Genomic DNA, 14,309 nt, shown 5'->3' with positions numbered 1-14,309 from the left:
GATGCTCCGTCGAGGTGACGCCTACGCACGTCAAAATTGCCCCGTGAGGTGTCCGAGCGTCACCTCGATGCACGTCGGCCGTCAGCCGCGCTTCGATGGGCATCTGATGCGGGGGTGGGCAGATCGTCGAGGGTCACGGTGCCGTGCAGCAGCTCGACGACCCGGTCGGCGCTGATCACGCCCCGCCGGTAGGCGCGCATCGCCGCCTGCGCGTACGCCGGGGCGAGCGCCGGCGACCGAAGCTCCTGCGCGAACCGCGCGCCACGTACCTCGATGTAGTCGCCGACGGTCGGCCGCTGCGCCTGCAACAGGTCGCGCTCGGCCCGGGATATCAGTTCCAAGGTGTACGCGTGGGAAACAACCGCCGACCAGTTCACCCGATACTCGGCCGACAGGACGAACAGTCGTTGACGGGGGTAGTCCCACTCGCCCGACAGCTCGGCCCAGCGGGACCTGACCGACGGCCCGGGCATCAGGAAGTGGATCGCGAAGGCGTCGATCAACGCTTCCCGCTCGGACCGGCCGGAGCCGCCACTGACGTCCGCCGCGTACTCGTCGGCGAGCAGGTGGTGACCGAGCTCGTGCGCGAGATTCACCCGCCGCTGACCGGCGATCGCGGCACCGTTGACCAGCGCCACGCCCACCTGACCGGTCCGCAGATAGCCGCAGTCGATCACCCCCGGACCCAGGTCGAGCGAGAACGCGAGCAGGCCCAGCCGTTCGACCATCGCCTGCAGGTCGACCAAGGGGCCGTCCCCACAGCCGAGCAGGGCGCGCGCTTCGGCCGCGCCGGCTTCCGCTTCGGCGAGTGTGGTGACGCCCGATTGCAGGCCTGTGGCCGCCAGCGTCAGTGCTCCGACGTCGGACAGCAGCTCGACGTCGCGGCTGACCTGGTCCAGCGCGTCTTCCAGTCGCTGCACGTCATGGTCGGCCGAGATCCCGGCCCGCCGGCTGGCGAGGGTTTCCGCCGGGGCGGTGAGAAACCATTCGACGGTACGGCCGAGCAGCTCGGCGATCCGCGCCAGCTCAAGCGCGTCCAGTTGACGTTGGCCGAGCTCGACACGGGTCAACGCCGAGCGATGGACGCCAAGTCGTTCGGCCAGCTCGCGCTGGCTGAACCCGGCCAGCTCGCGGGCGGCGGCCACCCGGCCACCCACCTCCACCCAGCTTCGCAACGGCGCACGCATCACAGCCCCAATCTTGCCTCGCCGGTGTGAAAATCACACCGCTGAAGGATAGATCGGCAAGATCTAGTGCGCCTTCCATGCCCCGACAGGTTGCAGCTGTAGTACCACCGGCGGTACCATCAAGCCATGCCGTCCGTAGAGAAGCTCGTCGAAGCGATGCGAAGAAGCCAGCAAAACATCGCCTACAACGACCTCTACCGGGTGTGCGAGCACTACTTCGGGAAGCCGCGACAAGACAGCAGCTCCCATGCGGTGTTCAAGATGCCCTGGCCAGGCGATCCGCGAGTCAACATCCAGAACGACAAAGGCAAGGCCAAGGCGTATCAGGTGCGGCAGGTGCTCAAGGCGATCGAGAAGAAGGAGGTGCTGTGATGCAGTCCGCTGACCGGCCCGAGGTGTCTCACTTCACCTACCGCGTTACGTGGTCGGCCGAGGACGGCGAGTTTCTCGCTACCTGCGCCGAGTTCCCATCCCTCTCGTGGCTGGCATCCTCCCAGATCAAGGCTCTCCAGGGACTTCAGGATCTACTGCGTGAGGTGCTCGCCGACATGGAGGAGCAGGGCGAACAGGTGCCGCAGCCGTTCGCTGACCGCAGCTACTCAGGCAAGTTCAACCTCCGCGTCGGTGAGAGCCTGCACCGCGAACTCGCTATCCGCGCAGCTGAGGACGGCATGAGCCTCAACCAGTACGTCTTGCGAAAGCTCAACGCTGCCTGAACATAGAGCTACCGGAATGCGGGCCAGTGCTCCGGCCTTCAGGCCGGGGGGGTAGGCCCGCGCTGGGAGGGCCGCCAGGGCCCGAGCAGTGCCCTAACCTGGCCGGTTCTGCCGCTCGATGTACTGCTTCACGATGCTCGGTGGCGCGCCGCCGACGGAGCCGGCGAAGTACGAGCCCGACCAGAGAGCTTGTTGGCCCGGTGGTAGTGGCGTGCGAGGTCGGGGAACTCCTGCCGCGGGCTCTGGCAGCCAGCCCGTACTCGTTCGTGCGCCAAGCGGTCGCCGACCATCCGCTCGCCGACGCACGAACCCTGTCTACCTTGCCGACAGACGACCTCGACCGATGGGATCGCAACCGCCTGATCGCCACGATCGCCCGGCACCCGAACGCCGACCGGACAGTGCTGCTCGGCGTACTGGCGCAAAGGCTGATGATGCTGCGGCTGCCTGACGTCAGGCCGTATGCCTGCGCACTCGCCCTCGCGGAGCGTCCCGAGCTTGAACCCTTCGAGGTGTCAGCCCTCAACGATCAGCCTGGCGCCTCCCGCCGGATGCGCCACGGTGTGCGTCGTCGCCTGGCCATTCGTCCACCAGCCCACCGGTCGTTGTCGTCGCCGGACTACGCCGATCGATCATGATCAGGCTCCTGCCTACTGCCGGCGCGCGTGCTCACGTGCCGGCGGGTAGCCGGGCTGGTCTGGCATCCAAATGTGTCGTCGAGGTGAGGCTGACGCACGTCAAAATCGTGAGGTGAGGTATCTGAGCCTCACCTCGATGAAGTCCCCGCCGCCTCAACACCCGTGTCCGCCGCCCGCAGTACGGGCGACGAGCTCTGTCGTCACTTATTCGGGCGATCCCATGACGTCCGCTTCTCTCAGCACTCGTCGTCGTACTCGCTCTCGGGCCGCAACGCCAGCAGGAAGGACACGAAATCTGGGGCGAGCACGGTCACCTGGTAGTCCCACTCTTGATCTACATGGACCACCTGCGGCTCGCCGTCCGGGCCGCAGTCCCGGTAGTCGAACGCGATCATGTCGTGCCCAGCAGAGGGGCAGGTCGCGAAGTACACGCCGATCGGCGGATAGGCCCATTCCTCGATCCAGAACCGACTGCCGGCTTCACCTGCCAGCGAGTATCGCTTCTTCCTCCCGATCCCCATGATGCCGTCCACGGCGACGTGATCCTGCGCCCATGTGGTCCGGCTCGGCGCAGGGCAGCACGGGTCACGCGGTATCCCGCCGTTGTGCGACCTCATCAGCGTCAGGTACGACGTCGGCAGACGGAAGCCCAGTTCGGCCTGCACCGACGCGATCAGAGCGTCCGACGGCGGCGCGTCGACGTAGGTGTCAAGCGCGTACTCGCTGTCGTCCCAGAACGAGGCCACAGCAAGGCCAGGATAGGCGTGCTGAACGGATTCATGGAACATAGTGCTCCTTGCGACCGGTGACGATTGCCGTGCCGTACCTGTCAGCTGGCCATCATGGGCTGCTGGTTCGCAGCGACGCTTCGATGGGCATCGGGTGCGGGGAGGGCAGGTCGTCGAGGGTCACGGTCCGGTGCAGCAGCTCGACGACCCGGTCCGCGCTGATCACGCCGCGCCGGTAGGCGCGCATCGCCGCCTGCGCGTACGCCGGGGCGAGCGCCGACGGCTGAAGCTCCTGCACGAACCGCACGCCACGGACCTCAAGGTAGTCGCCGGCCGTCGGCCGCTGCACCTGCGGCAGGTCGAACCCGGCCCGGGAGATCAGCTCCAAGGTGTACGCGTGGGAACGGCCGCCGACCAGCTCACGCGGTATTCGGCGGCCAGGATCGACTGGATCGAGGCCTGCTCCATCGCAAGCCGTCAGATCGGGCCAGTCGCCTCCATAGACGCCGTGCCGCCACTCTCGCCTTTCCGACTCGCCTCGACGGGGGCGTCGTGGAGCGGGATGCCGCCCTACAGGCAATCCGGCTCGGCCGCGCGCGCACCGGCACCGTCGAGGTGTTGTTGAGCATCCTGGAGCTGGACGAGCAGCTACACGCTGCCGGCGTGGACCTGCCGGAGCCGGTCGCCGAGCACAACACCGCCGGTCAGATCCGGTCACCCGTTCGCCGGCACGACACACCTGCTGGCGGGCATCCTGCGGGACCGCGACGGCCCAGCCGCTCGACTACTGCGCGGCCTCGGTGCCGACCCCGAGGCCATCTTCGAGCAGACATCCGTACGGCCAGATTGACGAACCGCGCAGCACACCGCTCCCGTGGCGGATGCGTTGGCTACCCGTTCTCTTGGCTGAGCTGGAGACAGGAACGGCTTCCGGGGACAGCCCAGGGTCACAGAAACCTGACGCCGGCTCTCGTGATGTGCGCCGCGAGAACCCTGTGTCCTCCATCGTCGCGCCAAGCTTCGGCGCGCCCACTCTCTCGCAGCAGTTCGTCACCTGCCACAAGGGTGCCGTGATCCCATTCGGCTGGCCAGCCGTCGAATCTGCGCACCTCGACGAGGCCTCGGGCCACCAACGAGACCAGGCCCGGCCCGAGGATTTCAGCGAACCAACTCGCTGACTCGGCCTCGTCCCAGCCGAGTTCCCACAGGGGAAGCGGCGAATCCTCCAGGGGGCAGAGGACCAGCTCTTCTGCGCGGTCCAGACCTTTGTCACCGTCCATCGAGTCCCTCCTCGGTGAGATCCGGTGCTCCCCACGCTTGAGCTGGATCAACCGCGATCCACTCATACCGGCGGGGCGTACTGGCTCCAGTGCGCAGCAACTCTTCGACGCGCTCGGAGATGTCGTCGTGCCCGCTCCGACCGGCCGCACGGGCAGCAAGCGTCCGCTGGCCAGACGGGCCAAGCTCTGCCGAGGAGCGCAACGCTACACGGACGTCGGCGACGGTCAGGCCCGGTAGATCCTCCACGAGGTCAGCCTCGCTCACTTCCTCAGCGACCATTCCAACGGCATGGCAGCACCGTATCCGGCCGACCGGCAGCTCCACGGGATCGACGCCACCCTTCGGCGTGCAGCAGTAGGCTGCTCGAGTGGCCGTACGAGTGGATGCTCGGATTGCCGGCGTGATCCTGGTCGATCCGGCAGGTCGGTTGTTGTTACAGCTCCGTGACGGCAATACCAGCGTCGACCCGTACCGCTGGTGCTTGCCGGGCGGGAACGTCGATCCGGGCGAGGATCCACTGACGGCCGCTCACCGGGAGCTGATCGAGGAAACCGGCCTCTCCGTGCCGGAGCTGCGCCTGTTCTGGCGGGGCCTCGCCCCGTCGGCGAAGTTCCCCGGCGCGGTTGGCGAGTTCTCGATCTTCTACGCGCCAACCGACGCCACGGACGAGGATGTGGTCTGCGGGGAGGGTGCCGCGATGCGGTTCGTGGCCGGCACCGACGTGCGCACCTTGGAGTTCGGACGGGCGTACGGCGAGATCGTCCCGAGGTTCCTGGACTCTCCGCTGTACCGCGAGCTGATCACGGCAGGTTGACCGATGGCAGGCAGCCGGGTGGATCGCTGCCACGGTTGGGCCGTCCGTCAGGAGACGCGTGTTGCGTGGGGCGGCGCGAGCAGATCGTCGATCGCTGCGTAGAACTCCTCGAAGCTATCGATCCGGTCGAGCTTCCCCAGGTAGCGGCGAAACGCCTGGCTGAAGTGGTCGGCAAGCCGACCAATTTCCTCGACCGCCTCGGCAGCCTTCACTGTGAGTTTGCTGGTGAAGCCTAGATCGTGCGCCACCGTCAAGTCCACGAGAATGTCACCGGGCTGCAGGATGTCCGCCAGGTTCGGGCGGTCATCCTGGTTGAGGGCTGCGATCAGAGGCTCGGTCCGGTCTGGATCGGAGAGCGCGAAGAGCGTGAGCTCCGAGCTGGCATCGAACGAGACAGCCAGGTGCAGGTTGAGGAGATCGTCGAAGCTGTCGAGCGTGAACAACCCAGCAAACCCAGCGTGGTCGCGTTCCCACTGATCCGGCGGTGGCCGCATTGGGACGCAGGCTCGGCCAGGGACGAACCCGACGTCGGCCGCAGGCCACTCGGAGGACTCAGAGTCGACCTCGTACTCCCAGCGGACCAACTGCACCGCTCCCCGGACGATGCCGAGGAGCCGCGCTGCTTCATCCCGGTAGTAGGCGGGTATGGCGTACCGACTCCGGCCGGCGGTGAGCGCCCACGCGAACGCCCGCCAGACCGCGAGCGCTTCCCCGTCGTTGTTGTTGATCGCGTACCGACGCCACGGGTTCCGGTGCGGCTCCTCGGGATAGTCCTGCTCCCACAACCCCGTCCACGCCGGGCCAGGCAGCTCCGCCTCGGTCGGACGAGCGACGTAGACGTGCAGCCCGTCTCGGTACTCGTGATCGAACGTCAGGAACCGCTCCCGGTCAGCCATGGCGCCAGGATGCCAAACTCCTGCCGCCGAGCGTCGAGCCCGCTTGTCAAGGGGTAACGGAGGGAAGGCTGGGGATGGTCAGCGGCGGCGGCGGTGGGCGGCGCCGTCGAGGCGGTGGCGGGCGATGGTGAACAGTTCGCCGATCTCGGCCGGCAGCCGGGCGGCGGTCTCCCGGTGCAGATGCCGGCGGGCCGCCGCCGGCAGGCCGGTGAGCACGAAGTCGTCCAGCCCGGTCACCAGGCACAACCCGCCCAGCCGCGCTTCAAAAGCCGGCAGCGGTTCGCGGCGCTGTAGGCGTACGGACAGGCGGGCCCAGGCCCAGGCGGCCCGGTTCATGTCCGTCGGCACCTGGACCACGGCGGTGGTCAGCAGCCGGCGGCGTACCGTCCGGGGCCGGACCACGCCCGCCGCGGTCAGCCGCCGCGCGACCTGGCCGTGGGCCCGCGGCGCCAACAACGCCAACCACGTCCCCACCCGCCGGTGCCTCGGCTCCGCGTCCAGCCAGCGCAGGATCCAGCCGCCGAGCGCGTCCACCGGCACGTGCCGCGCGGCCAGCCACAACCGGCCATCGTGCACCCGCAACGCGCCCGCGTCGACCAGGTCGGCCAGCAGGGCGGCGGCCAGACCGTACCCGACCGGCCCGGCCGGCAGACGCGGCCGACCCGTCACATCATCGGCCGCCAGCAGGAAGAACTCGTCCGCCAGCAGCGGCGACCGGCCCCGTACCGCCGCAGCCGGCACCGGCACCCCACCACCGGAAGCGACAGCCGCGGCGGCCGTGGTGGTCCGGGTGCGGTAGACCGTCATGCCGGCCCCCGCCGCCGCGCCCACGCGATGAACCGCGCGTACGACTGCGCCGGAGTCAGGCCGGGCAGGTCACGGGCGGCTTCGGCGGCGAGCTCGGCCACGTACATGCATCGGCCGATCCGGTCGAAGCTCGCCATCAGCTCGCGGCGGGCCGGCTCGCACGGCCACGGCCGGCGGCAGGCCCGGCACCGCCACGACGGACGCGCCGCCACATGCCCGACCCGGCCCACCACCGCCACCACCCGCGCGGTCACCGCCGGGCCCGCCGCCGGTCGCGGCCCGGCCACACCCAGGTCCGCCGCAGGGTGGCGGTCCGCGCCGGCTGCGGCGCCCACCGACGCCCGGCCGCCTCGACCTGCGCGGGCAGCAGCCCGCCGGTCGGACACGCCGGGCAGGTCAGGGTACGGCCGCAGCCGGGACACCAGCGGTGCCGATGCCGACACAAACTGAACCCGACCACCGCGCCGACCAGCAGCGCGACACTCGCAGCGAGCACCACATCCAGCATCAACGAACCCCTCTCCCGGCATCGTCTACTGTGTTCATCCGGCCGGCCGGGCCTGGAACTGCTGCGACTGCCAGTCCCGCAACGCCTGCTTGATCCGCACGTTCTCGTCCCGGGTGGCCGCCAACTCGGCCCGCACCGCCGTCAACTCGTCGGCGACCAGGTGCAGGAAGGCGCGTACCTCGGTCGGGTCGCAACCGCGCCGGGTGCGGACCGGGAACCGCCGGTCGCGGACCAGCCCGGGGCTGATCGACGGCCGCACCACACTGGCGCCGTAGTAGAGGTGGGTGCCGGCGTTCCCGCCGTGCCGGGCCGGCGGACGCGACCCGCCGCAGGCAGCGGCGGCGGGAGGCCGGGCGGCCGGCCGGGTCTGGTTGGCGAGGCTGGCGAGCAGCCGGGACTGCCGCCGAGTACGCCGAGGGAACAGGACAAGGTCGAGGAGTCTGCGCACGGGTGGGACCGCCCTTTCGAAGGTCACGGGATCGCCGCTACATCGCGGTTCGCTGGGGAAGGTGGGATGGGCGGCCCGACCCCGAACGGGGGCGCGGAGGTCGGGCCGCCCGCCCTGCGCACGCAGCCACAAACGGCGGTACGCCCACAGGGCCGCTGGTACGGGCGTCGACGGCTCAGTTCGCCGACGCCGGGATCGAGACGACCCTTCTGCGGGCAGCAGTGGGCTGCTCGGGTGGCCGAGCGAGTGGCTGCTCGGCTCGGATGCCGCTTTCGTCGAGCAAGGGACTCTCCTCTTCATCAGGCACAGTGGCGCAGATAGAGAGCTACCGACGTCATGGACCGGTCTGCCGTAACGGGGCGTAGTCATGCTCGCGTGGCTCGTAGGCGTCGGGGAATGTCGCTCTGCCACCTCGGTGCCGAACTTCTGCCGAACTTGGCAGACCCAGCAGTGCCGGGAATCGGGGGCACGCGAGAGACTGACACCATGCTGTTGAACGGCAAGCCGGTTGATCTAGATCAATTGAAGATCCTCGGTCTCACCAACTACGGTCACTTCACGTCCATGCGAGTAGACGCCGGCCGGGTGCGCGGCCTCACGCTGCATCTTGACCGGCTGACGAGAGACTGTCGCGTTCTCTTCGGCGCGGAACTCGATCGAGACGAGGTACGCAGCTATGTCCGCCAGGCGGTGGGCGGTTCTGTCGAGTCGATCGTCGCCCGGGTCACGGTGTTCGACCCGAATCTCGAACTTGGGCATCCCGCCAGCGCATCAAGCCCTCAGGTGCTCGTCACGACGCGCCCGGCGTCGTTGGTCCCGCCGCAGCCGCTGACGCTCACCGCCTGCCCGTACGACCGGGACGCTCCAGCCGTCAAGCACATCGGACTGTTCGCGACGCTGTACCACCGTCGGCAGGCTCAGCTCGCTGGCTTCGATGACGTCCTGCTCGTGGACGGCGAGGGTTTCATCTCCGAGGGAGCGACCTGGAACATCGGCCTGGTCGAAGGCGACGAGATCGTGTGGCCGCAAGCACCCGTCTTGCCGGGAATCACGATGGCGCTGATCCAGCAGGAGCGTGCAGGGCTTCAGCGCCGCGTCAACCTGGCGGAGCTGGACCGCTACACCGCAGCGTTTGCCACCAACGCTGCGGTGGGAGTCCGGGACATCGTCGCGATCGACGCGATCCGATGGACCGATACGGTTCCGCTGATCGAGCAGATCCGCAAGGAATATAGCGCCACCCCCGGCGAGCCACTCTGACGAGCTTCGCATCGGAACATACAGTGATACTTGACCGGCGGCGAGAAGTGGAGGAGTCGCAGGTGGCCACCGTACGTCAGTGGTCCGGCAGGGAGGTCCGGGCACTACGCGAAGCGCGCCGGATGAGCGTTCGCGACTTCGCCGGGCACCTGGGCGTGTCAGACCGCATGGTGTCCAAATGGGAAGCTGGCGGTCAAGCGATCAAGCCACGCCCGATGAACCAGGCCGCGCTCGACACCTCACTTGAGCGTGCCGGCGCTGATGCGCAGGCACGCTTCGCGCTGCAGATCGACGCGTCAGCCATCGCATCGATACCCGAGCAGACTCCGCCGCCCGAAACGGCCCATGTGCGTCATCCGGCGGACGGCAAGCCGATGGCGCTGATCGACGCCGGCGTGTATCTCAGCGGCGCGAACAACAAGCCAGTCTGGCTTCCCGCCTTCTATATCGACGTCCATCCCACGACCAACGCGGACTATGCGCGGTTCGTCGAAGCGACCGGCTACAAGCCTCTGGGTCACTGGCCGGGAGGCATCTGCCCCTCGGAACTTGCCGACCACCCGGTGGTCTTCGTGACCTGGAACGACGCGAGCGCCTATGCGCGCTGGGCGGACAAGAGCCTGCCGAGTTCGGAGCAGTGGGAGAAGGCTGCGCGAGGCCCAACAGGCAGCGTCTACCCGTGGGGCAACCAGCCGACCCCTGCCAAGTGCAACGTCCGCGAAGGCGGCATCAGGGACACCACACCCGTCGGCCGCTACCAGAGCGGAACGAGCATCTACGGGGTCTTCGACCTGTGTGGCAACGTCTGGGAGTGGTGTCGGACCGAGACCACGCCGGGCCGCTTCGAACTCAAGGGCAGTGCCTTCACCAGCGGCTTTGAGCGAGCCACACCTTCGAACTTCAACGACGCCGATGCCTCGATGCTCGACGATGACACAGGATTCCGCTGCGTCGTGGCGGCCGACGCCATGCAGGCGCTACTGGCAGCCTGATGCACGGGCCCGCAGTCGCAGGCGTCGGAGACGAGCGATCAGGCAGGCATGGAGAAGCCCAGCGTCACCGGCCGCAGTGGGAGGCGCAGACGAGGCGATGGCGGGCAATCGCGAACAGTTCACCGATCTCGAGCGGCAACCACCCGGCGGCCTCCCGGTGCAGATGCCGGCGGGCTGCGGCCGGTAGGCAGGTGAGCAGGAAGTCGTCCGGCCCGGTCACCACCACCTAACCCCCAGCGGCTGCGGCAGCCGTGGCGGTGGTGGTTCGGGTGCGGGAGACCGTCATGCCGGCCCCCATCGCCGTGCCCACGCAATTAACCGCACGTACGGCTGCACGGAGTCAGGCCTGGCAGGTCCTGCGGCCCTGGCGGCAATCTCGGCCACGCACATGCACCAGCCGGCTCGCCATCAGCTCCTGGCTGCAGGCTGGCACGGCCATGACGGACGCTCTGAACCTTCCCGACCTCGCCCGCCGCCGGTCGCGGACCGGCCACCCCGGCTGCGCCTCAGGGTCATGGTGCGCCGGCAGCAGCGCCCACCGACGCCCCGGCCGCCTCGACCTGTTCGGGCAGCAACCCGCCGGTTCACCACGACAGCTTTATACTTTTCTGCCGACGTGGGTGCCCGAAATTGAAGACCCGTCGCGAGTCCTCTTGAGCCTCGCGCGAACTTCCCGGACGGGCCCTTCGCCCAAACCGCAGCTTTGGTGATTTCGTTGCCGTGCGCTGCAGACGGCCGCAGTAGGAGAAGGCATAGCCTTCTCCTACTGCACACCACTATTCAGGAAAAGGACGCAACGAATGTGGCACTCAAGAGCCACAGCGTGAGGGTCGCGCCAAAGCTAGCGCCTGCGGATAGCAGCGCAGCAGAAGTGGGAGAACCCTCACTTTTGACTAAAATGCCCGCCAGGATTCCTATGAGGGCCGATGTCGAAACACCAAGGAGTAGCACCAGCACCATTACCAACATGCTCATCGGGGTTCGCCCTTCGCCGGAGACGTCACGCCAACAATCACGCCACCGTCGCGACCATCCGGCTAGAGATCCGGCATGTCTGCCGGATAGCGCAGGCGCATTGCAGCCGATCAGGGTCGGATATACTCGGACCGCGTCGGACGACCTCGGACGGAAAAGGCCAGCAAATTGGTTCGATGGAGAGCACTTCCTCCGGATTTGCCGGAGTTTGACCGCAAGCTGAAGTTGCGGCTGCGCCAGACGGTCGACAAAGCAGGGCACAAGACACTAGATGATCTCGTGACAGCTATTGAGAGAAGTTCCGGCAATCCGATTCCAAGATCAACTTTGGCTGACGCGACTAGCGGTAGGCATCCAATTCAGTGGCCAACACTCAAAACGATACTGATTGCATGCGGAGTTCGAGATCGCGAACTTGATTCCTGGCATGTGATGATCGGCCGCGCTCGCACCGACCTGAACGAGCGGCGAATCGAAGAGTCTGACGCTCGTGACGAATTGCGAGCGATTCTTGTCGGATCCGTCTGGACCGCCAATAATGGAGATCTCCCGAAGGCTAGCTTCAACGACTGGAAGCGACTTGGTGTGCACGAGGCATTGGCACATGCACTTCCTTCCAGAAATCAGGCAGGCACCGATTTGCCTACCTACATCGGTCGCGACCGGGATGACGAATTGCGGACTGCCATATGCGCAGGGATAGAAAGCGGCAAGAGCGAGTTCATCCTCACAGTTGGACATTCGACTGCAGGAAAGAGCAGATCCCTCGCGGAAGCGATGTGGGAAAATCTTAGCGATTGGTCACTGCTATTGCCCGTGACCCCTGCCGGGTTAATTGAGGTTCTGAGCGCAGATATCAGGTTAGACAAGACGGTTTTGTGGTTAGATGAGTTGCAAAACTACATTGCAACAGTTGAGGCGTGCCATGCTCTCGCCTCCAGGATGAGCAGAGGCAATGAGCGAGTCATGATACTTGCCTCGATGAGAGCGCATCACTACGAGGACATTGCCGAATCTCGCAACTCTTCTATTGGCGAAAAGAGCCTTGCCGCAGCAGCGTGGGGGGTTATCCGGATGGCCAAGCTGATCACTCTGGAACGCCTATTTAGTGAGCCAGAGAAGGCTCGAGCGCTATCGTTGAAGGATCCATATCTTAGCGAGATTCTGGCTCGGACTGAAGGCCAGTATGGGGTAGCCGAGTATTTTGCGGCAGGTCCGGAGCTACTTCGGCGGTGGAACCATGGTCGCGGTAGCGACAACTCTGTTGCTAGCCTCGGCGCAGCAATCGTCGACACTGCCGTGGACTGCTATAGAGCAGGATTTATGAATGCACCGACTGGAGAAATGCTTGCCACCGGCATTGGTGACTATCTTCCGAAGGGTGTCAACCCCCTACGAATTGGAGACGAGCTTTGGGAGGCAGGAATCGCTTGGGCATCACGTAAAGTGTACGGCGCTTCCGCTTTGCTGCGACAAGTCGAAACAGACCAGTACCAATCTTTCGACTACTTGATTGACGCGGCGTCAACGGTCACATATCCGCCGATTCGCCCGAGTGTCTGGAGCTCCTTACTAGAGATATCAACGCCGGATGACGTTATCCCAATCGGCGACCGAGCCGCAGCGCTACTGCTACCGGAGATCGCCGAGAAGGCGTGGAGAAGGGGGGTCAACGCCTCCGACCGAGTCGCAGCGAGGTACGCTCAAGCGGCGCTTCTTAGCCTTCTCGTGCATTGGGAAAGGATCAATGATGCGGTTGACCAGGCGCTCGCCCAGCCATCATTATCGGCTGATGCCTTCGCGTGTCGCGAGATCTCCCAGCATCTTGCCCTAGCCGCCCGAGAACCCGACCTCAAAATACTCGCCGATGCCGGTGACGAGTATTCCAGTACGGAGCTAGCAGAATTGCATATCTCAGCCGGCCGCATAGATGAAGTAGAGCAGCTAATTTATGCCGGCAGCCTCGCCGCCGCAGGGGCGCTCGCGAACTATCGCAGCCGCCGAGGTGAGCGCGGTGCTGCAATCGCCACGGTTTCAGAGATCGCAGAAAATAGCGATGAAGATTCTCGCCTATGGGCTGCTCGTCGCTTGCTGTTCCTCTCGGAGGAGCAGCAAGCAGAACATATTTTGAGAAACTTGGTGGCGGACGGTTCAAGCGAAGCCGAGATTACGCTGATTGAGCACCTAGCCCAAAAGGGAGATCTGCAAGAATTGCAGGAGTACGCATCGGAAGGAAATGCACACGCGAGACGCGAATTGGCACGCCATTTCTACAACTCCAAAGATATCTCCGCACTGGAGCGATTGGCGGGGCAGGGACTAGACCGCGCCCAAGACCTTGTCGTTCACCTCTACGGGGAGCTTGGTAGAAATGAAGATTTAGCACGCCTCGACGAGCAAGGAGACCAGATAGCATGCCTTCTGATATCCAAGAATCTACTTTCCAGCGGAAGACTCAAAGACGCTGAGGGGAGGCTCCGCAACCTCTCCCAGCAGGGCGTACATGAAGCGACAGAAAGGCTTGCTGACCTGTTTGCGTATCAGGGTCGCGAGGCAGAGCTACATGCGCTTGCCCAAAGCGCCGGTCGCCACGTAACCCGCATACTGGCATCCTATCTTCGTAGCAGTGGAAGGATCGAAGAGGCCCTCATTTGGTACCGGAGACTGGCGGAGCACGGAGACCTCCGAGCAGCAGCGCTACTAGTCGATCTTCTGAGAGACGAAAAACGATTGAACGAAGCCAGTAGGTGGTCTGCGAGGCTTAAGCCGTTCCATCATAGATTACGCCATCCGGCTTGGTACTGACTCGAACATGTGCGGGTTAACTGACTCGCTCTCTCGCCGCGTTCTGCATCACTGCCGCTCCCGGTTTGACTGCCATAGCCCAGCATGAGTCGCCGCGTAATCCGGAGCGGGTGAGCGGCTACCGCATCGTCGCCGCGCCGCCGCTGCTGACGACGGCCAGCCGGTGGCGCATCTTGGTGCCGAGCTGTACACCTGCCATCTCTGACTCGCATGCAATATCAGGTGGCATGCGTACAGCTCACAGCACTGCCAAG

18 protein-coding genes and 1 pseudogene are annotated in these 14,309 nt (G+C 65.7%); 8 read left to right on the top strand and 11 right to left on the bottom strand.

Translation table 11 applies throughout. The features are described 5' to 3' along the window. Positions 1-59: 59 nt before the first annotated feature. A complete protein-coding gene (locus tag ACFHW1_RS12080) occupies positions 60-1,187 on the bottom strand; it encodes a helix-turn-helix domain-containing protein (protein ID WP_416555246.1) in 1,128 nt (375 codons plus the stop codon). A 126-nt stretch (positions 1,188-1,313) separates the two neighbouring features. Here ACFHW1_RS12080 and ACFHW1_RS12075 point away from each other — a divergent pair, with 126 nt between their 5' ends. Together ACFHW1_RS12075 and ACFHW1_RS12070 are read left to right on the top strand one after the other, a co-directional pair. Next, positions 1,314-1,559 carry a toxin HicA gene (locus tag ACFHW1_RS12075; RefSeq protein ID WP_281553199.1) on the top strand — a complete coding sequence of 82 codons (246 nt, stop codon included), beginning with the start codon at positions 1,314-1,316 and terminating at the stop codon, positions 1,557-1,559. Continuing rightward, entirely contained in the window at positions 1,559-1,903 is a 345-nt protein-coding gene (locus ACFHW1_RS12070; RefSeq protein WP_416555244.1) for a type II toxin-antitoxin system HicB family antitoxin, read from the top strand. The genes ACFHW1_RS12075 and ACFHW1_RS12070 overlap by 1 nt, the downstream gene beginning before the upstream one ends. A 93-nt stretch (positions 1,904-1,996) precedes the next feature. Here the strand turns inward: ACFHW1_RS12070 and ACFHW1_RS12065 are convergent. Then, positions 1,997-2,089, bottom strand: a pseudogene (locus ACFHW1_RS12065) (transposase); the annotation flags it as partial. A gap of 80 nt (positions 2,090-2,169) precedes the next feature. Between ACFHW1_RS12065 and ACFHW1_RS12060 the strand changes: the two are divergent. Next, complete coding sequence (locus ACFHW1_RS12060; RefSeq protein WP_416555458.1) at positions 2,170-2,541, top strand: hypothetical protein; 372 nt, start codon at positions 2,170-2,172, stop codon at positions 2,539-2,541. A gap of 236 nt (positions 2,542-2,777) precedes the next feature. Here the strand turns inward: ACFHW1_RS12060 and ACFHW1_RS12055 are convergent, their stop codons facing one another. Next, entirely contained in the window at positions 2,778-3,287 is a 510-nt protein-coding gene (locus tag ACFHW1_RS12055) for an SMI1/KNR4 family protein (RefSeq protein WP_416555242.1), read from the bottom strand. Between the two features lie 94 nt (positions 3,288-3,381). Further along, complete coding sequence (locus ACFHW1_RS12050; protein WP_416568187.1) at positions 3,382-3,657, bottom strand: hypothetical protein; 276 nt, start codon at positions 3,655-3,657, stop codon at positions 3,382-3,384. 267 nt (positions 3,658-3,924) lie between these two features. Here ACFHW1_RS12050 and ACFHW1_RS12045 point away from each other — a divergent pair, with 267 nt between their 5' ends. Further along, the gene (locus ACFHW1_RS12045) at positions 3,925-4,119 is read left to right on the top strand and encodes a Clp protease N-terminal domain-containing protein (RefSeq protein WP_416555442.1); all 195 of its coding nucleotides are present in this window, start codon (positions 3,925-3,927) and stop codon (positions 4,117-4,119) included. A 97-nt stretch (positions 4,120-4,216) separates the two neighbouring features. Here ACFHW1_RS12045 and ACFHW1_RS12040 read toward each other — a convergent pair whose 3' ends face one another. Then, positions 4,217-4,549, bottom strand: a complete 333-nt coding sequence (locus tag ACFHW1_RS12040) for a hypothetical protein (protein ID WP_416555238.1) — start codon at positions 4,547-4,549, stop codon at positions 4,217-4,219. 380 nt (positions 4,550-4,929) lie between these two features. On the opposite strand from ACFHW1_RS12040, the gene ACFHW1_RS12035 reads away from it, so the two are divergent. Next, the gene (locus ACFHW1_RS12035; protein WP_416555440.1) at positions 4,930-5,364 is read left to right on the top strand and encodes an NUDIX domain-containing protein; all 435 of its coding nucleotides are present in this window, start codon (positions 4,930-4,932) and stop codon (positions 5,362-5,364) included. Between the two features lie 47 nt (positions 5,365-5,411). Here ACFHW1_RS12035 and ACFHW1_RS12030 read toward each other — a convergent pair whose 3' ends face one another. The 5 genes from ACFHW1_RS12030 to ACFHW1_RS12010 all read right to left on the bottom strand — a co-directional run bounded on the left by ACFHW1_RS12030 (position 5,412) and on the right by ACFHW1_RS12010 (position 8,023). Continuing rightward, a complete protein-coding gene (locus tag ACFHW1_RS12030; RefSeq protein WP_416568186.1) occupies positions 5,412-6,260 on the bottom strand; it encodes a hypothetical protein in 849 nt (282 codons plus the stop codon). A gap of 78 nt (positions 6,261-6,338) precedes the next feature. After that, positions 6,339-7,067 carry a GOLPH3/VPS74 family protein gene (locus tag ACFHW1_RS12025; RefSeq protein WP_416615418.1) on the bottom strand — a complete coding sequence of 243 codons (729 nt, stop codon included), beginning with the start codon at positions 7,065-7,067 and terminating at the stop codon, positions 6,339-6,341. Further along, positions 7,064-7,321, bottom strand: a complete 258-nt coding sequence (locus ACFHW1_RS12020) for a flavin reductase (RefSeq protein WP_416615416.1) — start codon at positions 7,319-7,321, stop codon at positions 7,064-7,066. The genes ACFHW1_RS12025 and ACFHW1_RS12020 overlap by 4 nt, the downstream gene beginning before the upstream one ends. Next, complete coding sequence (locus ACFHW1_RS12015) at positions 7,318-7,563, bottom strand: hypothetical protein (protein WP_416615415.1); 246 nt, start codon at positions 7,561-7,563, stop codon at positions 7,318-7,320. The genes ACFHW1_RS12020 and ACFHW1_RS12015 overlap by 4 nt, the downstream gene beginning before the upstream one ends. Before the next feature lie 46 nt (positions 7,564-7,609). After that, the gene (locus tag ACFHW1_RS12010; protein ID WP_416615413.1) at positions 7,610-8,023 is read right to left on the bottom strand and encodes a DivIVA domain-containing protein; all 414 of its coding nucleotides are present in this window, start codon (positions 8,021-8,023) and stop codon (positions 7,610-7,612) included. Between the two features lie 486 nt (positions 8,024-8,509). Between ACFHW1_RS12010 and ACFHW1_RS12005 the strand changes: the two genes are divergently transcribed. After that, positions 8,510-9,283, top strand: a complete 774-nt coding sequence (locus ACFHW1_RS12005; RefSeq protein WP_416615411.1) for an aminotransferase class IV family protein — start codon at positions 8,510-8,512, stop codon at positions 9,281-9,283. 62 nt (positions 9,284-9,345) lie between these two features. Next, positions 9,346-10,275, top strand: coding sequence for an SUMF1/EgtB/PvdO family nonheme iron enzyme (locus tag ACFHW1_RS12000; protein WP_416615409.1), 930 nt, complete (start codon positions 9,346-9,348; stop codon positions 10,273-10,275). A 64-nt stretch (positions 10,276-10,339) separates the two neighbouring features. Here ACFHW1_RS12000 and ACFHW1_RS11995 read toward each other — a convergent pair whose 3' ends face one another. Further along, the gene (locus tag ACFHW1_RS11995; RefSeq protein ID WP_416615408.1) at positions 10,340-10,495 is read right to left on the bottom strand and encodes a hypothetical protein; all 156 of its coding nucleotides are present in this window, start codon (positions 10,493-10,495) and stop codon (positions 10,340-10,342) included. A 953-nt stretch (positions 10,496-11,448) separates the two neighbouring features. Here ACFHW1_RS11995 and ACFHW1_RS11990 point away from each other — a divergent pair. Continuing rightward, a complete protein-coding gene (locus ACFHW1_RS11990; protein ID WP_416615406.1) occupies positions 11,449-14,055 on the top strand; it encodes a tetratricopeptide repeat protein in 2,607 nt (868 codons plus the stop codon). Positions 14,056-14,309 lie beyond the last annotated feature (254 nt).

The organism is Micromonospora sp. LOL_014, assembly GCF_048060245.1.
Lineage (GTDB): Bacteria > Actinomycetota > Actinomycetes > Mycobacteriales > Micromonosporaceae > Micromonospora_E.
The sequence above is the reverse complement of the archived record's forward strand: the minus strand, read 5'-3'. Positions and strand labels throughout refer to the sequence as shown.